This window comes from Micromonospora sp. MP36 (assembly GCF_008119785.1).
GTDB lineage: Bacteria > Actinomycetota > Actinomycetes > Mycobacteriales > Micromonosporaceae > Micromonospora.
This window is the reverse complement of record NZ_VSFA01000112.1, coordinates 1-19262: the sequence shown is the minus strand read 5'-3', so window position 1 is coordinate 19262 and position 19262 is coordinate 1. Positions and strand designations below refer to the sequence as shown.

General features: G+C 73.3%; 19 protein-coding genes. 11 read left to right on the top strand and 8 right to left on the bottom strand.

Annotation, left to right across the window (positions count from 1 at the left end):
* From FXF52_RS43540 to FXF52_RS35335, 3 genes are all read right to left on the bottom strand, one after another.
* A partial coding sequence (locus tag FXF52_RS43540) for a DEAD/DEAH box helicase (RefSeq protein ID WP_255472715.1) occupies positions 1-2010 on the bottom strand: 2010 nt, incomplete at its 3' end.
* 184 nt (positions 2011-2194) lie between these two features.
* Positions 2195-3580, bottom strand: coding sequence for a hypothetical protein (locus FXF52_RS43535; RefSeq protein ID WP_255472716.1), 1386 nt, complete (start codon positions 3578-3580; stop codon positions 2195-2197).
* A gap of 168 nt (positions 3581-3748) precedes the next feature.
* A complete protein-coding gene (locus FXF52_RS35335; protein ID WP_187413904.1) occupies positions 3749-5299 on the bottom strand; it encodes a C40 family peptidase in 1551 nt (516 codons plus the stop codon).
* Between the two features lie 243 nt (positions 5300-5542).
* On the opposite strand from FXF52_RS35335, the gene mqnE reads away from it, so the two are divergent.
* The 4 genes from mqnE (at position 5543) to FXF52_RS35315 (ending at position 8039) form a co-directional block, all read left to right on the top strand.
* Entirely contained in the window at positions 5543-6712 is a 1170-nt protein-coding gene (gene mqnE, locus FXF52_RS35330) for an aminofutalosine synthase MqnE (RefSeq protein WP_148803875.1), read from the top strand.
* A 4-nt stretch (positions 6713-6716) separates the two neighbouring features.
* Positions 6717-7145, top strand: coding sequence for a hypothetical protein (locus FXF52_RS35325; protein ID WP_148803873.1), 429 nt, complete (start codon positions 6717-6719; stop codon positions 7143-7145).
* A 36-nt stretch (positions 7146-7181) separates the two neighbouring features.
* Positions 7182-7460, top strand: a complete 279-nt coding sequence (locus FXF52_RS35320; RefSeq protein ID WP_148803870.1) for a DUF4229 domain-containing protein — start codon at positions 7182-7184, stop codon at positions 7458-7460.
* A gap of 93 nt (positions 7461-7553) precedes the next feature.
* A complete protein-coding gene (locus FXF52_RS35315) occupies positions 7554-8039 on the top strand; it encodes a hypothetical protein (protein ID WP_148803868.1) in 486 nt (161 codons plus the stop codon).
* A 70-nt stretch (positions 8040-8109) separates the two neighbouring features.
* Here FXF52_RS35315 and FXF52_RS35310 read toward each other — a convergent pair whose 3' ends face one another.
* Positions 8110-9459: a C39 family peptidase gene (locus FXF52_RS35310; RefSeq protein WP_148803866.1), complete on the bottom strand. Its 1350-nt coding sequence runs from the start codon at positions 9457-9459 to the stop codon at positions 8110-8112.
* Between the two features lie 22 nt (positions 9460-9481).
* Complete coding sequence (locus FXF52_RS35305; RefSeq protein WP_148803864.1) at positions 9482-10819, bottom strand: C39 family peptidase; 1338 nt, start codon at positions 10817-10819, stop codon at positions 9482-9484.
* Between the two features lie 449 nt (positions 10820-11268).
* On the opposite strand from FXF52_RS35305, the gene FXF52_RS35300 reads away from it, so the two are divergent.
* From FXF52_RS35300 to FXF52_RS35290, 3 genes are all read left to right on the top strand, one after another.
* Complete coding sequence (locus FXF52_RS35300) at positions 11269-12207, top strand: ABC transporter substrate-binding protein (protein ID WP_148803862.1); 939 nt, start codon at positions 11269-11271, stop codon at positions 12205-12207.
* Positions 12208-12265: 58 nt separating this feature from the next.
* Entirely contained in the window at positions 12266-13339 is a 1074-nt protein-coding gene (locus FXF52_RS35295) for an iron ABC transporter permease (protein ID WP_148803877.1), read from the top strand.
* Positions 13340-13415: 76 nt separating this feature from the next.
* Entirely contained in the window at positions 13416-14264 is an 849-nt protein-coding gene (locus FXF52_RS35290) for an ABC transporter ATP-binding protein (RefSeq protein ID WP_148803860.1), read from the top strand.
* Between the two features lie 50 nt (positions 14265-14314).
* On the opposite strand, the gene FXF52_RS35285 is transcribed toward FXF52_RS35290, so the two are convergent.
* From FXF52_RS35285 to FXF52_RS35275, 3 genes are all read right to left on the bottom strand, one after another.
* Complete coding sequence (locus FXF52_RS35285) at positions 14315-15088, bottom strand: VOC family protein (protein ID WP_148803858.1); 774 nt, start codon at positions 15086-15088, stop codon at positions 14315-14317.
* Between the two features lie 94 nt (positions 15089-15182).
* Positions 15183-15920, bottom strand: a complete 738-nt coding sequence (locus FXF52_RS35280) for an ABC transporter permease (RefSeq protein ID WP_148803856.1) — start codon at positions 15918-15920, stop codon at positions 15183-15185.
* 12 nt (positions 15921-15932) lie between these two features.
* Entirely contained in the window at positions 15933-16820 is an 888-nt protein-coding gene (locus tag FXF52_RS35275) for an ABC transporter ATP-binding protein (protein WP_148803854.1), read from the bottom strand.
* 185 nt (positions 16821-17005) lie between these two features.
* On the opposite strand from FXF52_RS35275, the gene FXF52_RS35270 reads away from it, so the two are divergent.
* Genes FXF52_RS35270 through FXF52_RS35255 form a run of 4 tightly spaced genes read left to right on the top strand, consistent with a single transcriptional unit; the run spans position 17006 to position 19231 of the window.
* On the top strand, positions 17006-17326 hold the full coding sequence (locus FXF52_RS35270; RefSeq protein ID WP_148803852.1) for a type VII secretion target: 321 nt from the start codon (positions 17006-17008) through the stop codon (positions 17324-17326).
* 11 nt (positions 17327-17337) lie between these two features.
* Positions 17338-18264 (top strand): WXG100 family type VII secretion target, encoded by a 927-nt coding sequence (locus tag FXF52_RS35265; RefSeq protein ID WP_148803850.1) that lies wholly within the window; start codon positions 17338-17340, stop codon positions 18262-18264.
* A gap of 9 nt (positions 18265-18273) precedes the next feature.
* A complete protein-coding gene (locus FXF52_RS35260) occupies positions 18274-18627 on the top strand; it encodes a YbaB/EbfC family nucleoid-associated protein (RefSeq protein WP_148803848.1) in 354 nt (117 codons plus the stop codon).
* 4 nt (positions 18628-18631) lie between these two features.
* On the top strand, positions 18632-19231 hold the full coding sequence (locus tag FXF52_RS35255) for a hypothetical protein (protein WP_148803846.1): 600 nt from the start codon (positions 18632-18634) through the stop codon (positions 19229-19231).
* The last annotated feature ends 31 nt before the right edge of the window (positions 19232-19262 follow it).

The window sequence follows — 19262 nt, the reverse complement described above, 5'->3', positions numbered from 1 at the left end:
GGGGCCGGGGGCCCCCCCGCCGAAGCCGCGCCGATCGTCGCGCGGCCGGTCGTCCCGGCCCCGGCCCTCCGGCCGGAAGCCGCCCCGCCGGTCGGTCGGCCGGAAGTCACCGCCCCGCTCGCCGAAGCGCCGCTCGCCGCGGCCGTCGCGGTCGCCGAAGTGGCGCTCACCCCGGTCGCCGAAGCGCTGCTCGCCGCGGCCGTCGCGGTCGCCGAAGCGGCGTTCACTGCGGGCGTCGCGGTCGCCGAAGCGGCGTTCACCCCGGCCGTCGCGGTCGCCGAAGCGGCGTTCACCCGCAGGCCGGTCGCCGAAGCGTCGCTCGTCGCGTCCGTGGCGCTCGAAGCCGTCCCGGTCGCCGAAGCGCCGGTCCGCGCCGGGCTCGCGCCGCTCGCCGAAGGGCCGACCGGAGCGCTGATCGCCACGGTCGCCGTACCGCCGCTCGCCGTGCCCGTCCCGGTCGACGAAGCCGCGCTCACCGCGGTCCGCGAAGCCCCGCTCGCGGCGCTCGGTATAGCCCCGGTCACCGCGGTCCGCGAAGCCCCGGTCACGGCGCTCGCCCCGGCCCGGGTAACCCTGCTCGCCGCGGTCTGCGAAGCTGCGCTCGCGGCGCTCGCCGCGGTCCGCGTAGCCCCGCTCGCGGCGCTCGTCACGGTCTGCGTAACCCCGCTCGCCGCGGTCCGCGTAGCTCCGCTCGCGGCGGTCGCCGAAGCGGCGCGAGCCGGACGGGCGGTCGCCGTGCCGGCGCGGCTCGGGCTCGTCGCGGACCGGTACCCCGCTGGGCTCGCGGGCGCCGGTCAGCTCGGCCAGCGCCGGGTCGCCCGCGCGGACCCGGGTCTGGGCCGGCTCGACGCCCGCCTTCTCCAGCATGGCCAGCGTGGTCCGGCGCTGCTTCGGCAGCACCAGGGTGGCCACCGCGCCCGACTCCCCGGCCCGGGCGGTACGCCCCGCCCGGTGCAGGTAGTCCTTCGGATCCTTCGGCGGGTCCACGTGCAGCACCAGCGACACCCCGTCGACGTGGATGCCCCGGGCCGCCACGTCGGTGGCGACCAGCACGTTCATCCGACCCTCACGGAACTCGGCCAGGGTCCGGGTACGCATCCGCTGGGTCTTGCCGCCGTGCAGGCCGCCGGCGCGTACGCCCACCGCGGCGAGCTGCTCGACCAGCCGGTCCACGCCGAGCTGGGTACGCGCGAAGAGCATGGTGCGCCCGTCCCGGGCCGCGATCGAGGCGGCCACGGCGAACTTGTCGTGCGGCGGGATCAGCAGCAGGTGGTGGTCCATGGTGGATACGGCGGCGGTGGGCGGCGCGGTCGAGTGGGTGACCGGGTCGGTCATGAACCGCTTGACCAGCGTGTCGACGTCGTTGTCCAGGGTGGCCGAGAAGAGCAGCCGCTGGGCGTCCGCCGGGGTCTTCGCGAGCAGCTCGGTGACCTCGGGCAGGAAGCCCATGTCGGCCATCTGGTCGGCCTCGTCCAGCACGGTGACCTCGACGTCGTCGAGGCGGCAGACGCCGCGCTCGATGAGGTCGCCGAGCCGCCCCGGGGTGGCCACGACGATCTCCACGCCTCGGCGCAGCGCGTCGATCTGCCGGTCGTACGGGACGCCACCGACGGCGGTCTTGAGGAAGATGCCGACCGCCTTGCCGAGCGGCATCAGCGCGTCGTTGACCTGCATGGCCAGCTCGCGGGTGGGCACCAGCACCAGGGCGCGCGGGTGCAGCGGACGGGCCCGGTTGCGGTCGGCGAGCCGGGCGATCACCGGCAGGCCGAAGGCGAGGGTCTTGCCGGAGCCGGTCTGGCCCCGGCCCAGCACGTCCCGGCCGGCCAGGGCGTCCGGCAGGGTGGCCCGCTGGATCTCGAACGGGGTGGTGATGCCCTGGCGGGCCAGCGCGTCGACCAGTTGCCGGGGCAGGCCCAGGGCGGCGAAGTCGGGGGTTTCGGTGGCCGGAGCTTCCGGCGTCGGGGTGGAGTCGGCGGACGGGGACGTGCCAGGGGTGGCGAAGGTGGTCAAGAAATGCCTTTCGAGCGGGGCGCATCTTCGCGATGGCCTGCCGCAGCGCTGCACGCCGCCGAATCGCCCGCAAGATCGCCCATGGGCGCGCAACGGCGCGCCAGGTCAGTGATCTCCACAAGTGTACGGCGGAGCGGTGGGCGCGGCGCGGCCTCGGGAGGCCGTAGTGGGCGGGCTCACCCCGTTACTTGCTCACCGCGCCGTCGGTCAACCCGCTCAGCGCGTCGTTGGCCAGGAACACCACCACCAGGCTGATCGCGATCAGTAGGGCCAGCGAGGCGGCCAGCACGATCACCACCCTCGTGTTGCTGGACCGGGTGGCCGGCGCGTCCTCGGCCCAGCCCTGGGCCAGGATGTGCCCGGTCAGCGAGCCGGAGTTCTCCAGGGGGCTGCCCTGCGGGAACGAGACGGTGGCGAAGCCGGGGCCGTCGGTGCCGCCGTACGCCGTGCCGGCCAGGTCGGGACCGCCCTGGTAGGCCGGCGGTCGGGTCGCCGGGTGTGCCGGGGCGCCAGCGTGCTCGGCCGGCCTGGTCGGTTCGGCCGGCGGTGGCCAGGTAGGCAGCGCGGGTGCCGGCACCACCACCGGCGGGCCGGGCGGCGCCGAGACCGACGCGCTCGTCCGGGCGGTCGGCGCGGCCGGCGACCCGGGGAGGCCGGCGGTGGCGGGCGGCGGTGGGAACGGCGGGGCCGGCATGGGGCCGGGCGGCGGCGGAGGCGCGGGCACCGGCGGAGCCGGTGGTGGCGCCGGTGGCGTCGGCAGCGGGGGGACCGGTCCGGGCGGGGTGGGCCCGGGCGGCGGGGCGGGCACCGGCGGGGTCGGGCGGAACGGGGGCTCCGGTTCCGGTATGGGCGGCGAGGGCGACGGCGGGGTCGGGCCCGGCACGGGCGTCGGTGCCGGCTCGGGTTCCGGCGTGGGCGGCTTCGGTGGCTGGGCCGGCTCCGGCGGCTGTGCCGGCTCGGGCGGCTCGGGGTTGACCGGGTGTCCGCGGTAGACCGTGGCCACGCCGGCCTTGGCCACCACCGCGTCGGCGACCTCGTCGGGCGAGACCCGGCTCAGTCCGGGTACGGCGGCGCTGGCCCGGGCTTGGTCCGCCTCGGCGCGCGGTGCGGGCGGCGCCGGCGACGATCCCCCGGGCGCGGGCACTCGTGCGGAACCGGCGACCCGTGGCGCGGGCGGGGCGCTCGCCGTCGCTGCTGCGGGGCCGGCGGCCGGCGGGCCGTCCTGGTCGGACGGGCGGTTCGGGAGCGCCGGGTCCGCCGCCCGGGCGGGCCGTTCGGCGGCGGCGAAAGCCGACCAGGTCGAGGGCGCGACGGTGGCCCCGGGCTGCCGCCGGTCCAGGGCCGGGGCGGGCTCCGCCGGGCCGGCCGCCGGGTAGGTCGTGGCGGTCGCCGGCGGGTTCGGCCGGTCGTCGGCCGGTGGCGGTACGGCGACACTGGCTCGTGCCCGGGCCACCCCGACCGTGGCCGGCGCGTTGCCGGCCGGGTCGGTGCCCGGCCCGGCCGGCCGGTCGGTGCGGTCGGGCTCGGATCCGGGGTGGACCGTCTCCGCCGGAACCTCGTGTTCGCCCATGCTCGCCCCTCCGCGCCCACGCTCGCCCCCGGTCCGCGGCGCCGGCCGGGAGTGCCTGAGTTTCACCGTGCCACATTCCGGGCCGGCCGCACAGCCGGAGCGGACACCGGCCACAATTCGGCCTCCGTGCCGCTGGGCGGCGGTCCGGAGCGAACGAAGGCCGTTGGGTCAGCTTCCGGCGCTCGGGCTGACCGACCCGCTCTCCGCCGCGCTGTTCGACGGGTCGGCGGCGCTCGACGTCGTGCTCGGCGTGCTGGTCGCCTCACTCGGTGCGGTGGTGGGCGAGCCGCTCGTCGTCGAGGGGGACGGCGTTGGGGACGGTCCGTTCGACGGCGAGGTGCTCGGCGAGGTGGAGGGGCTCGGGGTGGTGGGCCGCGGCGTCGGCGTCTTGGTCGGCTTCGGGGTGGGCTTCGGCGTGGCCGTCTGGGTGGGCTTCGGGGTGGCCGACGGCGTCGGCGACGTGGTCGTGTTGCTCGGGGCCGGCGTCGGGGTGGTCGGGGCGGGGACGGCGCCGACCACGCGGGTGGCGGCGTAGAGCCGGCTCCAGCGGACCACCGAGATCTTGACGACGTCCCCGGTGCGCGGCGCCTCGACCATCTTGCCGTTGCCGATGTACATGGCGACGTGGTGGATGCTCGTCCAACTGCTGCCGGAGGCGAAGAAGAGCAGGTCGCCCGGGAGGAGGGCGTTCGGGTCGACCGTGCGGGAGCGGGTGGCGTAGTACTGGTCGCGGGAGACCCGGGGCAGGCCACGGTAGCCGGCCGACTGGTACGAGGCGAGCACCAGGCCGGAGCAGTCGAAGCGGTCCGGCCCCTCCGCCGCCCAGAGGTAGGGGTCACCGAGCTGGGCGAGGGCGTACCGTACGGCGGCCAGCGCCATCGGGTGGGCGACCATCCCGCTGACGCTCTGGTTGCTGACGTACGAGCTGCCGAGCTGCTGCTCGGCGGCGTCCTCGCGCCGCGCCGCCTCGAGCAGCAGCGCGGCGTTGTCCTTCCGCAGCTTGAGCAGCGCGGCTTCCTGCTTGTGCAGTTCCGCTTCGACCCTGGTGTACTCCGCGACGGTGTCCGTGACGCGCTTCTGCGCAGCCTCGTACGCCTCCCGGGCGATCTTCTCGGCGGTGGTGGCCCGGGCGACCTCGCCGTCCACGGCGCCGGTGGCCCCCTCGGCCTTGTCGCCGCGGATGATGCGCTGCAGGGCGTTCAGGTCGCGCAGGTCGGTGCCGAACTCGCCGGGCGGGAGCGCGGCCGCGGCCTTGACCGCGTCGGCGGCGGCGGTCTCGGCGTTCGCCCGGGCCCGGTCGAGCGCCTGCACAGCCTCGTCGAACGCGGTTTTGGCGGTGACCAGTTGCGCCTTTGCCGCGTCCAGGTCGCCCTTGGCCCGGATCAGGTCCTCGCCGAGCTGGGCGACCTGCGCGTCAACCTGGTTGATCTGGGCGATCAGCGGACCGTCGCCGGGCTTGGTGGCGCCGAGCCCGCCCGAGGCCCCAGGCGTGACGCCGGGCAGGCCGGGCATCGAGCCGGGCAGCTGGAAGGTGCCCGTGACCTCCGGCCGGGAGCCGGCGTTGGGAATGGTGTCGGGAAGCGGATCGGCCCAGACGGGGGTGGCGAGCGCCGCGGCCGCCACCACGCCGAGCAGGGCGGACCAGAGCTTCGGCCGCAGCACCGGGGAGATCACCGGGCTCATGCGTCGTTGCCGTCGGCCCTGCCTGCTGTAGCCCATTCCGCTCCCCGTCCGGTCTGGCTGTGTTCCGCGCAAGGTGGGGCGCGGCGAGCCGGGACGGTACCAGTGTGTGTTCCGCCCCATCCTGTCTTACCTCACCGGCGCAGCTATGTCGATGTGCAGAGGGTGACGGGCGGCCGGGCGTCCGGTGAACTTCGTCGCTGCGGTTGACCGGGCCGCCGGTTCGTCGAAGGGCCGACGTACGCTCGACCGGGACAGCAGGTGGAAGGGACGGGGCTTTCGATGGACGCCGGAGTCAAGCGCGAGCTCGAAGCGAAGGTGTACGCGGGTGAGCGGCTGACCCGAGAGGACGGCATCGCCCTCTACGAGTGCGACGACCTCGCCTGGCTGGGGCGACTGGCCCACCACAAGCGCACCGAGCTGAACGGCGACCGGGTGATGTTCAACGTCAACCGGCACCTCAACCTGACCAATGTCTGCTCCGCCTCGTGCGCGTACTGCTCGTTCCAGCGCAAGCCGGGCGAGAAGGACGCCTACACGATGCGGATCGACGAGGCGGTCCGCAAGGCCAAGGAGATGGAGGACGAGCAGCTCACCGAGCTGCACATCGTCAACGGCCTGCACCCGACCCTGCCCTGGCGCTACTACCCGAAGGTGCTGCGGGAGCTGAAGGCCGCGCTGCCCAACGTCAACCTCAAGGCGTTCACCGCCACCGAGGTGCAGTGGTTCGAGAAGATCAGCGGCCTGAGCGCCGACGAGATCCTCGACGAACTGATGGACGCCGGCCTGGAGTCGCTGACCGGCGGCGGCGCGGAGATCTTCGACTGGGAGGTCCGGCAGCACATCGTCGACCACGCCTGCCACTGGGAGGACTGGTCGCGGATCCACCGGCTGGCCCACTCGAAGGGCATGAAGACCCCGTCGACCATGCTCTACGGCCACATCGAGGAGCCCCGGCACCGGGTCGACCACGTGCTGCGGCTGCGCGAGCTGCAGGACGAGACGGGCGGCTTCCAGGTCTTCATTCCGCTGCGCTACCAGCACGACTTCGTCGACTCGGCGGACGGCAAGATCCGTAACCGGATCCAGGCCCAGACCACCATGGCCTCCCCGGCCGAGTCGCTGAAGACGTTCGCCGTCTCCCGGCTGCTGTTCGACAACGTCCCGCACGTCAAGTGCTTCTGGGTGATGCACGGCCTCTCGGTGGCCCAGCTCTCCCTGAACTTCGGAGTGGACGATCTGGACGGTTCCGTCGTGGAATACAAGATCACCCACGACGCCGACGCGTATGGCACGCCGAACACCATGCACCGGGACGACCTGCTGCACCTGATCTGGGACGCCGGCTTCCGGCCGGTCGAGCGGAACACCCGCTACGAGACCGTCCGCGAGTACGACGCGGCCCCGTCGCTGGCCGAGCGCCGGGCCGAGCCGCAGCAGGTCTGGGCCTGACCGGATGACCACTCAGGAGCCGTCGCGCACCTTTCCCCGCCGGGACGCGGAGGGGCGCATCCGCACCCTGGGCGACCTGCTCGGGGTGAGCCTCGCCGGCCTGGTGATCGGGGTGCTGGCGCTGGTGCTCTTCGAGTGGGCGTTCGCCAGCATGGGTGCGGGCGGGTTCGGGCGGACCAACGGCTGGCTGGCGGTGATCCTGCCGGTCTGGCTCTTCTGGGACGACTTCCGGGCCTGGGAGTTCGGTGCCGCCCGGGTGATGGCGGCGCTCGCCGGCCTCGCTGTCGGGGTGGTCGCCGGGCTGCTCGCGGCCGGCCTGGCCGCCGGTCTGCCGCCGCTGGTCTCCGGCGCGCTGGCCGCGGCGGTGTTCACCGTGGTCTACGCGGTGATCTGGTTTCCTGGCGTGCACTGGCTGGCCCGGCGTACGGGCTGAGGCCGCCCCACCGGTGATGGAGAACGGAGTGCGAACGTGAGCGCGGCGGTCAAGTACACGTTGGGCCGGATCGGGCTGTTCCTCGGCGTGCTGGCGGCCCTCTGGTTCATCGACATGAACCCGTTCCTGCGGCTGATGCTGGCGCTGGTCTTCTCCGCCGCGCTGTCGTTCTTCCTGCTCCGTGGCTGGCGGGACGAGATGGCCGGGGAGATGTCCGAGGCGTCGGCCCGGCGTCGGGCCGAGAAGGAGCGGCTGCGCTCCGCGCTCGCCGGGGAGGACCAGCCCGAGCAGGCCGAGCCGCGCCGCGAGCAATAGGCCGTCAGGGTCCCCGCGGCCGCCGGCGGCTGGCCGGGAGGCGCCGGGAAACGGGGCAGCACGATCACCGTCGTGCCGCTAGGGTCGGCCGCTGTGAGTTTGCTGAACACGATCAACGGGTGGCGGACGAAGGTCTTCGTCTGGATCGGTCTACCGGTCATCGCCGCCATCGGACTGATGATGGGTGCCACCGATCTCGCCCCCGCCTGGCAGGCGAAGAACGGTGGCGGCACGGCGGGCACGTTCACCGCCGTGCACGAGGAGTGCGGCCGGCGCAACTGCGAGTGGCGCGGCGACTTCGTCGCCACCGAGGGTGGCGCCCGGCGCGCCGACGTGATCCTTTACGACGCGCCGGACGGGCTGACCACCGGGGCCACCGCCCCGGCCCGCGACACGGGTGCCCGCGCCGGCGTCTTCTCCACCGCTGGTGGGTCGACGTACCTGCTGGTCACCGGGCTCACCGCGGCCGGCGTGGCCGCCCTGGTGGCCTGGGTGTGGATCATCGTGCGGGCGATCCGACGCCGCCGCGAGACCTCCCGGCCGGCGACCCCGCCGGCCTCCTTCGCGCCGTCCGCGTGACGCCAGGCGGCCCATGACCGTACCGACGGGCCCGGCACCGTCCCGAGGGGACCGTGCCGGGCCCGTCCCGTCACCAGTTGGTCGAGCCCGGCACGACCGGCCAGGGCCGGTCCGCCGGCTTGATCAGGTACGCGATGCCGCCCGAGCCGCCGGCCACCGTGCCGTTCGCCCGGTACCGCTTGGTACGCAGCCAGATCTGCTCGAACTGCGACCGCTTGTAGACGTTGCGCACCGCCTCGTTCGACGACGAGGCGGGGTCGTTGACGATCACGTCACCGTCGGCGGTGAAGCCGACGATCACGAACAGGTGCCCGGAGGTGCCGTAGTTCGCCCCGTCCAGCTCGCTGGCCAGGAAGGACTGCGAGGTGACAACCGGGATGCCGGCCTTGATGAAGCGCTCCACCTCGTCCAGCGAGTGCAGCCGGGTGACCCGCGCATCCAGGCCGGGGAAGCTGGCCGCGTACGCGGTGTTGAACGGCCAGTTGCCGGCGCCCTCGTACTCGTAGTCGTAGGTCGACCGGGCGGCGTGGTCGACGTTCGGGTCGGCGTAGCTCGGGTCGACCCAGGCGGTGTCCTCCGCCGAGGGCTTCCGGCCCCAGTACTCGACCACCATCTCCGTCGAGGTGGGCGAGCACCAGGCCTCACCACCGCCGTCGAACTCGGGGTACTCCCCTTCGTGGATGTTCTGCGAGTAGCGCGGCACCGCCAGCTCGGTGCCCCAGGCGATCCCGCCCTTGCTCGGCGCGACGGTGAACCGGTCCGGCACGTTGGAGCTCATCGCGCCCAGCATCCAGACCCGCGGCGCGGCGGTCTGCCCCGGCGCCCGGTAGAGGGTCAGCCGGAGCTGGTACGACCGCAGCAGCACGCCCTTTTTGGCGTTGTCGATGGAGAAGGTGTCGGTCCAGATGGTCGACCAGGGGTCGCCCTGGCCGTCCAGGGTGGTCCGCTTGATGTCCTGGTCACCGGAGGCCCAGCGGCCCATCACGTACCAGGGGGTCTGCTGGCCGGTGTTGTAGGTGCCGTGCAGCTCGACCTGGATCCACGTGCCGGCCGGGGTCTCCGCGTTCCACGACGCGACCAGCTCGGTGGCGTCGAAGCCGATCTGCCGCTCCGGCGAGGTCCAGGTGGCGTACTCCCAGGTGCGGGTCGCGCCGGTGTGCTTGTCGGTGTACGGGGTTGTGCCGGCCGGCTCGCCCATGGTGATCCCGGTGCGGTGCCCCGGGATGGCGTACGTGCCCTGGTGGGTGCCGGTGCGCCAGTCGGGGTACTTCGACCAGTCCTGGAAGGTGATCTGCTCGTCGTGGGCGGGGACCGGAAGGTTGTTGTCGGCGTGGGCGGGCGCGGCGGCGCCGAGGAGGGCGAGCGCGGCGACGCCGGCGAGGGCGACCGCCGCGCGCAGGGCGGGTCTGATCACTGTCATCTCCATAGGGTGGGTAGGGGAATCACCAGTTGGTGGAACCGGCCACCGACGGCCAGGCCACGGTGGTCGGCTTGATCAGGTAGACGACGCCGCCGGAGCCGCTGCCGGTGCCGCCGTTGGCGGTGGTCCGCTTGGTCCGGAGCCAGATCTGCTCGAACTGGTCGCGCCGGTAGACGTGGCGGACGGCGTCGTTGCTGGGTGAGGCCGGGTCGTTGGCGATGACATCGCCGGTGGCGGTGAAGCCGACCACCACCATGAGGTGCCCGGCGGTGCCGTAGCCCGCCCCGTCCAGCTCGCTGGCGAGGAAGGACTGGCTGGTCACCACGGGGATCCCGGCGGCGATGAAGTGCTCGATCTCGTCGAGCGAGTGCAGCCGCGTCACCTTCGCCTCCAGTCCGGGGAAGGTGGCCGCGTACGCGGTGTTGAACGGCCAGTTGCCGGTGCCGCCGTACTGGTTGTCGTAGGTCCTCCGGGCGGCGTGGTCGACGGTCGGGTCGGCGTAGCTCGGGTCCACCCAGGACATGTCGGCCGGGGACGGCTTCCGGCCCCAGTACTCGACCACCATCTCGGTCGAGGTGGGCGAGCACCAGGCCTCACCACCGCCGCCGTACTGCGGGTACTGGCCGGCGTGGATGTTCTGCGAGTAGCGCGGCACGGCCAGTTCGGTGCCCCAGGCGATGTGGCCGGCGCTCGGGGTGACGGTGAACCGGTCCGGCACGTTCGAGCTCATCGCGCCCACCGACCGGACCACCGGCGAGGCGGTGCCGGCCGGGTCCCGGTAGAGCGTCAGCCGGAGCTGGTACGCCCGCAGCAGCACCCCGGCGCCCGGGTTGTTGATGGCGAAGGTGTCCGTCCAGATGCTGGAGGTCCGGTCGCCCTGCTTGTCGACGCTGGTCCGCCGCATGTCGGCGTCGCCCGAGGCCCAGCGGCCCATCACGTACCAGGGGGTGCGGGTGCCGGTGGTGTAGGTGCCCTGGAGTTCGACCTGGAGCCAGGTGCCGGCGGGGGTGTCGGCGTTCCAGGAGGCGACCAGCTCGGTGGCCCCGAAGCCGACCTCGGTCAGCGGCGAGGTCCAGGTCCCGTACGCCCAGGTGCGCCGGACGCCGGTGTGCGGGTCCTTGTAGACGATGGTGCCGACCGGGGTGCTCAGGGTGAGGCCGGCGGCGGTGCCGGTGGTGCCGGCGGTGGTGCCGGTCGACCAGCCCGTGCCGGACCAGCCCTGCCAGGTGATCTGTTCGTCGTGGGTGACCGCGGTGGTGCCGGTGGCCGGCTTCGCGGCCGCGGCGGGGGTGGTGGTGCCGAGGATGGCGAGCGCGGTGACGCCGGCGACGGCGAACGCGCGCAGGGGTCTCATGGCCATGGCAGCTCCCCAGGGAGACGGCATCGTTGCCGTTCACTGTCGCGCCTGGAGGGAACTTTCGCCAGAGGTCAAAGGATGGAAAATCATTGCCGGCGGTACGGCCGGCTCCTCGCCGTGGCGCTCCGGGCGAGGGTGGGCGGGCGGCCCCGATACACCCCCCCCCGCCAAGGTCCGCACCCACCCTCCCGTCCGGACGATCTCCGCTGGTCATGCGCTACCGTGGCACCGACCAGCCCGCAGCGAAGCCGGTGCGAAACCGGCGCTGTCCCGCAACTGTGATGCCCCGCACGCGGCGTCGGCCCCCGGCCGGCACCGACGACCGTGGGGACGAGCCAGGTCGCCTGCGGCACGGTCGCGACACGCGCTCTCGAGGAAGGGCGCCTCGCGGACGGGCACGCCCAGGCGGTCCTGTCGGCGAAGCACCAGCTCCTCGACCGACAGGAGGACCGATGTCCAGACGTACCCCCCGGCTCTTCGCCACCGCCCTCGCGGTCGGCGCGCTGCTCCTTGGCGGCTGCGCCGAGAAGACCGCGACCGACACCCCGGCCGCCGGCGGCAGCTCCGCGGCCGCCGCGTTCCCGGCCACCGTGGGCAAGCTGACCCTGGAGAAGCGCCCGGAGAAGATCGTGTCGCTCTCGCCGAGCGCGACCGAGATGCTCTTCGCCATCGGGGCCGGCAAGCAGGTCGTCGCGGTCGACGACCAGTCGAACTACCCGCCGGAGGCGCCGAAGAGTGACCTGTCCGGCTTCCAGCCAAACGCCGAGGCGATCGCCGGCAAGAGCCCCGACCTGGTGGTGCTCTCCAACGACATCAACAAGATCGTCGACCAGCTCACCACGCTGAAGATCCCGGTGCTGCTCACCCCGGCCGCCACCACGCTGGACGACACGTACCAGCAGATCACCGACCTGGGCACGCTGACCGGCCACCCGTCCGAGGCGGCGGACGTCACGAAGAAGATGAAGGACGACATCGCCGCGCTCACCAAGGATCTGCCGCAGCGGGCGAAGAAGCTCACCTACTACCACGAGCTGGGCCCGGAGCTGTACACCGCGACCAGCAAGACCTTCATCGGCTCGATCTACACCCTCGCGGGCCTGGAGAACATCGCCGACCCGTCGGACGCCGACGGCACCAAGGGCGGCTACCCGCAGCTCTCCCAGGAGGTCATCGTCAAGGCGAACCCCGACTTCGTCTTCCTGGCCGACACCAAGTGCTGCAAGCAGACCGCGGAGACCGTCAAGGCCCGCAGCGGCTGGGCCGGGGTGACCGCGGTGAAGAACAACCAGATCGTCGCCCTCGACGACGACATCGCCTCGCGCTGGGGCCCGCGGGTGGTCGACCTGGTCCGGGCGATCGTCGACGCCACCGCCAAGGTCCCGGCGTGACCCAGCGGTGACCGTGCGACCAGTGGTCCGGCGGGTCGGGACGTCCCGGCCCGCCGGCCTGCCCACGGCCGGACCGGTGGCCCCGGTCCGGCCGGCCGGGCTGCGCAAACGCTGGCTGTTCGCCGGCCTCGGGGCGGTGCTGGTCGCGCTGGTGGCCGGGGTGTCGCTGGGCCCGGTCAGCCTGCCGCCCGGCAGCGTGGCCGCCGAACTGCTCAACCTGCTGCCAGGGGTGCACCTGGACAGCGGGCTCACCGAGCGGGAGATCGCCATCGTCACCGAGCTGCGGCTGCCCCGGGTCGTGCTCGGCCTGCTCGTCGGCGCGCTGCTGGCCCTGGCCGGCGGCTGCTACCAGGGCGTCTTCCGCAACCCGCTGGCCGACCCGTACCTGCTGGGCGTGGCGGCCGGCGCCGGGCTCGCGGTGACCACGGTCATCGCGCTCGGCGTCGGTTCGGGCGGGGCGCTGAGCGGGATGCCGCTGACCATCCCGCTCGCCGCGTTCGTCGGCTCACTCGGCGCGGTCGCCATGACGTACCTGCTCGGCGCGGCCGGCGGGCGCCACCGGTCACCCGCCACGCTGATCCTGGCCGGGGTGGCGGTGTCCGCGTTCCTCTCCGCCGGGCAGACGTACCTGCTGCAGCGGCACTCCGAGAGCATCCAGCAGGTCTACTCCTGGCTGCTCGGACGGCTGGCCACCGCCGGCTGGCAGGAAGTCCGGCTGGTCCTGCCCTACTTCGTGCTCACCGCGGTGGTGGTGTTGCTGCACCGGCGCGAGCTGGACGTGCTCTCCGTCGGCGACGACGAGGCCACCAGCCTGGGCCTGCACCCGCAGCGCTCGCGCTACCTGCTGATCGCCGCGGCTTCGCTGGGCACCGCCGCCGCGGTCTCCGCCTCCGGGCTGATCGGCTTCGTCGGCATCATCGTGCCGCACACCGTACGGCTGCTCGCCGGATCCAGCTACCGGGTGATCCTGCCGCTCTCGATGCTCTTCGGCGGAGCCTTCCTGGCGTTGACCGACGTGGCCGCCCGGACCGTCGCCGCCCCCGCCGAACTCCCGATCGGCGTGGTCACCGCGCTGCTCGGCGGCCCGTTCTTCGTCCTGGTCCTGCGGACCTCCCGCCGGGTGTTCACATGAGCGAGCGCCAGCGAGCGAATCGTCAACGCAGTGCCTTGGTGCCTCATGACGGCACGGAGCGAAGCGGAGTGGCGGCATGAGCGCGCGCCAGCGAGCGAATCATCAACGCGAGTCCTGGCTGCCGGCCCCGCGGCCGGAGGTTTCGCCGCACGCCGTCGAGGTGCGGGACCTGCACGTCGACCTGGGCGGCGCGCCGATCCTGGCCGGCGTGGATCTGACCGTCGCGGTGGGCGAGTGGGTCACCGTCATCGGCCCGAACGGCGCCGGCAAGTCGACCCTGCTGCGCGCCGTCGGCGGCCTGCTGCCCGCGCCGGGCACGGTCTCCCTCTTCGGTACGCCGATCCACTCCCTCCGCCGCCGGGACCGGGCCCGGGTCGTCGCCACGGTCGCCCAGTCCCCGGTGGTGCCGGCCGGCATGTCGGTGTTCGACTACGTGCTGCTGGGGCGTACCCCGTACATCCCGCCGCTCGGCCGGGAGTCGGCCGCCGACCTGGCCGCCGTGCACGAGGTGCTGGACGGGCTCGACCTCGGCGCGTTCGGGCACCGGGAGTTGGCCACCCTCTCCGGCGGGGAGCGGCAGCGGGTGTTCCTGGCCCGCGCCCTGGCGCAGGGCGCCACCCTGCTGTTGCTGGACGAGCCGACCAGCGCGCTGGACATCGGCCACCAGCAGGAGGTGCTGGAACTGGTCGACCGGCTCCGCCGCGAGCACGGCCTGACCGTGCTCGCCACCATGCACGACCTCTCGGTGGCCGGCGAGTACGCCGACCGGCTGGTCCTGCTCGCCGACGGCCGGGTGGCCGCGGCCGGCCCACCCCGGGATGTGCTCACCGAGACCCTGCTCGCCACCCACTACCGCGCCCACGTCCGCGTTATCCAGGGCGACCACGGCCCGCTCGTCGTCCCGGTCCGCCCCCCGTCGGATTGATCATGAAGTTGGGGCCGATCGAAGCCGCCCCGAAGTCGAGGACAACAACTTCATGATCGACGCGGGTGGGCCAGGGTGAGGACGGAGAAGAGCGCGCCCTGGGGGTCGCGGAGGGCGGCGAGCCGGCCCCGCGGGGTGTCCCGGGGCGGGACCAGGACGGTGCCGCCCAGCTCGGCGGCGCGGGCGGCGGTGGCGTCGGCGTCCGCCACCGCGAACCACACCGACCAGTACGCGGGCAGGTCAGCCGGCAACTCCTCCAGCGGCGGGGTCATCCCCCCGACGATCCGGGCACCGCACCGCCAGCCGGTGTAGGGGGCCGGCTCCGCCGGCTGCTCCTCCGCGTGCCAGCCGAAGACCAGCGCGTAGAAGTCCCGCGCCCCCTCCGGATCGGGGGTGACCAGCTCGTTCCAGCACATCGAACCGGGGGCGTTGAACAGCTCCGCGCCGCGCATCGCCATCGGCTGCCAGACGCTGAACACCGCGCCGGCCGGGTCCGAGAGGACCGCCATCCGGCCCTGGTCGAAGACGTCGAACGGGGCGACCACCACCTGGCCGCCGGCCGCCTCCACCCGGGTGGCCACCAGGTCGGCGTCGTCGGTCGCCACGTACGTCGACCAGATCGGCACCTGGTCCGGTGCGGCCGGCGGCCCCGCCGCGGCGACCGCCCGCCCGTCCTTCAGGAAGACCGCGTAGCCGCCGGCCGCCGGCTCCGGGGAGACCCGTCCGGTCCAGCCGAACAGCCCCGAGTAGAAGCGCTTCGCGTCCGCCAGCCCGGGCGTGGCCAGGTCGGTCCAGCACGGGGTGCCGGGCTCGACGCCGCTCACGCTGACCCCTCTCGCCGGGGGCGGCCCCACTGGCACGCCCTGCCGGCATCGTGGCACCGCCGCACCGGTCGCCGGGCCGGAATCGGACAAGACGTCAGGTGAAGCGCCGTCCCTCGTCCCGCCGGTAAGCCCATCCGGCGATGCCGGCGAGCAGCACGATCCAGACGCCGAGCATGGCCAGCGAGACCGGCCGCGGTTGCCAGTCGGTGACCGCCGCCCACACCACCTCCACCGCGCCCCGGGTGGGCAGGTAGGGAGCGACCGCCTTGATGAAGCCGGGCGCACTGTCCGGGCCCGAGAGCAGACCGCCGCCGAAGGCGAGCGGGAAGAAGATGAGCTGGGCGACCACGACCGCCGCCTTGCTCGGCAGCGAATAGCCGATGGCCAGCCCGAACAGGGTGAACGGCACCGAGATCACCGCTACCGCACCGGCGCCGAGCAGGAACTGCACCGGGGTCACCCGAGCGGCGGTGGCCACCGCCGCGATCACCACCACCGGGATCATGGACAGGTACGTGAGCGCCAGGCCGGCCAGGATCCGGCCGGCCAACCGGGGCACCGGGCCCGCGGGCAACGTCCTCGTGTACGGGTCCCAGGGCTTGTCCCGGTCCTCGGCGACGCCAATCCCGTACTGGAAGATGTTGGCGCTCATCACCGCGAAGGTGATCATGGCAGCGGTGGCGTAGGTGGCCCCGGCGGGATCGTCCCCGGCGAAGGGCACCACGAAGAAGAGCATCGCGGCGGCGGGGAAGAAGGCGCTACCGAAGATCGCGACCGGGATCCGGACGGTTTCGAGAAGCTGGTAGCGGGCGTGGACCAGGGCGAGCGGCACAGGATCTCCTCCTCAGACGGTGGCGGGCGCGGGCCGGTCGCCGGCGGTGATGGCGAGGAACGCCTCCTCCAGCGAGGTGGGCCGGACCTCCAGCTCCCGGAACGCCACCCCGGCCGTGACCAGGTCGCGGACGAGCTGGTCGGCGTCCGTGGTAAGCAGGTGGGTCCGCCCGTCGATGCGCTCGGTGGCCACCACCGCGGGCAGCGGTGGCAGGTCGTCGGCGACCAGACTGACCCGGCGTACGCCGACGATGCCCCGGATCGCCTCGACGGTGTCGTCCGCGAGCACCCGGCCCTGGCCGATCACCACCACCCGCTGCGCCAGCGCCTCCACCTCCTCCAGGTAGTGGCTGCTGAGCAGCACGGCGCCGCCGTCGGCGTGGAAGCCGCGGATCGCCTCCCAGAGCGCGTGCCGCGCCTCGACGTCCAGCCCGGTGGTCGGCTCGTCGAGGACGACCAGCCGGGGCCGGCCGACGAAGGCGAGCGCCACGGCGAGTTGGCGGCGCTGCCCGCCGGAGAGCCCGCCGGTCTGCCGTTTCACCTGGTCGCCGAGGCCGAACCGGTCGAGCAACTCGTCGCGTGGGACCGGGTCGGGGAAGTGCCGGGAGACGAAGTCGATCACCTCGCCGACCCGCAGCGTGCCGGGCAGGCCGGTCTCCTGCGGGGTGACGCCGAGCTGCCGCCGGCTCGCCGCGTCGCGCGGGTCGGCGCCGAACAGCTCCACCCGGCCGGCGGTGGGCCGGCGTACCCCGACCAGCAGGTTGATCAGCGTGCTCTTGCCGGCGCCGTTCGGGCCGAGCAGGCCGACCAGCTCACCGGCGCGGACGGTCAGGTCGACCCCGTCCAGGGCCAGCACCTCGCCGTAACGACGGCTGACCTGGTCGGCGCGGGCCAGGATCATCGGAGACTCCTCGAGTTGCGGTCCCGGGCGGATTGCCTCCCCTGTGTACCGTGCCGGCGCCAGTCCCCGCCGCCCCTGGACGGGGCGACGGCGGATTTCATAGATCGCCTAGGGTGGTATTCCCGTCGGTCGCTTCGCGCCACGGCGACGACGGACGCGTGCCGACTGGACACTGGGGAGAGTCCATGACGAGTCCGAGCAAGAACCTGGACGTCCAACCGGAGGCGTTGACCGCCTTCGCCGCCACCTCCCGGGAGCGGGCCACCCGCTTCCGCGAGCTGCGCCAGAAGTTCCACGACGGGCACGTCCCCCGGCACGCCTTCGGGATCATGCCGGCGTCCTTCAGCCTCGCGGCCGCGTACGCGGAGCAGTTCGAGGCATGCCTGCAGGGGCTGGAGGACGGCGCGGAGGTGATGGCCGACATCGCCGAGGGGATGAGCGACACGGCCGACGCCTACACCGGGACCGACGTGGCGACCACCGACCTGTTCGCGCCGGGCGCCTGAGGGGGCAAAACATGAGCACCGAGGCGCTGCAGCGCAACAAGACCTACTTCGAGCAGATCGTGTCGGGCACCCCCGACCCGTTCAAGCCGCTCTCCGAGGCCGTGCTCTGGCCGTTCGAGCAGCTGCTGGAACTGGTCGCCGGTGAGCCGGACGACCTGATGCAGGCCGCCCAGCTCGCCCTGACCACCGGCGAGGCGGTCCGGCAGATCGCCGGCGATCAGGTCGCCGACCGGGCCCGGCTGCGCGGTGCCTGGGACGGCGACGCGGCGGAGAAGTTCCACGCCTCGATGGAGTCCGTCGAGCAGGCGATCGAGGAGCTGGCCAAGGGGCTGGACGGCACGAAGGAGGTGCTGGTCGACGCGGCGAACGCGGCGGTCGACGCGTTCAACCTCCTGGTCGAGCTGATCCTGGAGTTCCTGCTCTGGTTCCTGACCGAGGTCATCATCGCCGCGGTGGCCGCGTTCCTTAGCGCCGGCGTGACGCTGGCCGCCACGGTCGTCCGGGTGCTGGCCCGGCTGGCCACCACGGTCGGCCGGATGTCCAAGATCGTGGCCCGGTTCGCCGAGATCCTGACCAAGCTGGTGACCAAGCTGGAGAAGGTCGCCGAGCTGCTCACGAAGTACCGCAAGCTGGTGATGGAGCTGCGCAAGGCCAAGAAGGCGTACAAGGCGTGGAACAAGTCCGGCTACACCACGGAGGCGCTCGCGTTCAAGATGAAACGCGCGGCCATCCTGTTCCCGGGCAAGTTCGCCATCAACCAGGCATCCCCGGTGAACATCCCCGGCATCGGCGGCACCCTGCTGGACACCGGCGTCGGCCTGCACGACATCTCCGACGGGCACAAGGACCGCAACTACCTGGTGGACGGCACCTACAAGGAGGACCTGGGCCCGTACACCAAGGGCGTGCAGAACGTCTTCGACTCGATCGTGAACTGAGAGGCAGCCATGACCTTCCCCGCCCTGGACCGGATCGAGGCGCTGGCCCGCAACCTCGACGGGTGGCAGCGTCAGCTCGGCGCGCGGATGGCCGAGCTGGAGCAGAGCAGCGCCGAGGGGGTGAGCGACTCCGGCCTGGTCACGGTCACCGCGGCCGCCGACGGCAAGATCCTCTCCACCGAGATCAACGCCCGGGCCATGCGCTTCGACTCGTACACCCTCGCTGAGGAGTTCACCGCCGCCGCGAACCGCGCCCAGGAGGCCGCCGCCGCCCGGGTCCGCGAGATCGTCGGCGAGGTGATGGGCAACGCGCCGGCCGCGGAGCGCCCAGCCGCCGACGACCACGGCTACGACCGATACTGAGCCGATGGAAGAGACCAGGTACCGCGACCGGATCGGCCAGCTCGCCGGGCCGGACGAGCGGGTGCTGGCGTCCGCGAAGGCCGAGGTCGCCAACGGCGCCTCGCCACCCCCGCCGCCCGAACCGGCGGCACCCGAGGTCGCCGGCCGGGCGACGGTCGGCTCGGTGCTGCTCAACGTGCTCGCCCCGTTGGCCACCTGGGACCGCGGCGATCGGCTGGTGGATGTGATCGCCTGGGGCATCGCCGGCCGCGGCGCCCCCGGCTCGGCCGCCTCCCGGCTGCACCGGGCGGTCAACCCGCCCCGGCCGGACGGGCAACTCCGGCACACCCTGCTCGCCGTCACCGACCGGCGGCTGCTGGTCTGCCTCACCGGGCCGGTGAAGCTGCTGGCCAACCAGGCGGACGAGGAGCGGTCCCTGGCCGAGACCCGGGTGGTCTGGTGGGCGTCGCGGGCCGACGTCGGGTCGGCCCGGGTGGGCTGGCACCGGCTCAACCCGAAGCGGCTACGCATCGACTTCACCGACGGCTCCTGGCTGGCGTTCACCGTGCCGATCGCCGAATCCGGCCGCCCACTGCGCGCGATCGCCGCCGCCCTCTCGGGCTGAGCCCCCCAAGATCGCGCTCGAACCTGGATGT

Excerpts from the sequence above, each read along its gene's own strand:
- FXF52_RS35275 (WP_148803854.1), bottom strand. The coding sequence starts at position 16,820 with ATGATCCTGGCCCGCGCCGACCAGGTCAGCCGTCGTTACGGCGAGGTG.
- FXF52_RS43535 (WP_255472716.1), bottom strand. The coding sequence starts at position 3,580 with ATGGGCGAACACGAGGTTCCGGCGGAGACGGTCCACCCCGGATCCGAG.
- FXF52_RS35310 (WP_148803866.1), bottom strand. The coding sequence starts at position 9,459 with ATGACAGTGATCAGACCCGCCCTGCGCGCGGCGGTCGCCCTCGCCGGC.
- FXF52_RS35260 (WP_148803848.1), top strand. The coding sequence starts at position 18,274 with ATGACCTTCCCCGCCCTGGACCGGATCGAGGCGCTGGCCCGCAACCTC.
- FXF52_RS35265 (WP_148803850.1), top strand. The coding sequence starts at position 17,338 with ATGAGCACCGAGGCGCTGCAGCGCAACAAGACCTACTTCGAGCAGATC.
- FXF52_RS35305 (WP_148803864.1), bottom strand. The coding sequence starts at position 10,819 with ATGGCCATGAGACCCCTGCGCGCGTTCGCCGTCGCCGGCGTCACCGCG.
- FXF52_RS35290 (WP_148803860.1), top strand. The coding sequence starts at position 13,416 with ATGAGCGCGCGCCAGCGAGCGAATCATCAACGCGAGTCCTGGCTGCCG.
- FXF52_RS35270 (WP_148803852.1), top strand. The coding sequence starts at position 17,006 with ATGACGAGTCCGAGCAAGAACCTGGACGTCCAACCGGAGGCGTTGACC.
- FXF52_RS35300 (WP_148803862.1), top strand. The coding sequence starts at position 11,269 with ATGTCCAGACGTACCCCCCGGCTCTTCGCCACCGCCCTCGCGGTCGGC.
- mqnE (WP_148803875.1), top strand. The coding sequence starts at position 5,543 with ATGGACGCCGGAGTCAAGCGCGAGCTCGAAGCGAAGGTGTACGCGGGT.
- FXF52_RS35335 (WP_187413904.1), bottom strand. The coding sequence starts at position 5,299 with ATGGGCTACAGCAGGCAGGGCCGACGGCAACGACGCATGAGCCCGGTG.
- FXF52_RS35325 (WP_148803873.1), top strand. The coding sequence starts at position 6,717 with ATGACCACTCAGGAGCCGTCGCGCACCTTTCCCCGCCGGGACGCGGAG.
- FXF52_RS35255 (WP_148803846.1), top strand. The coding sequence starts at position 18,632 with ATGGAAGAGACCAGGTACCGCGACCGGATCGGCCAGCTCGCCGGGCCG.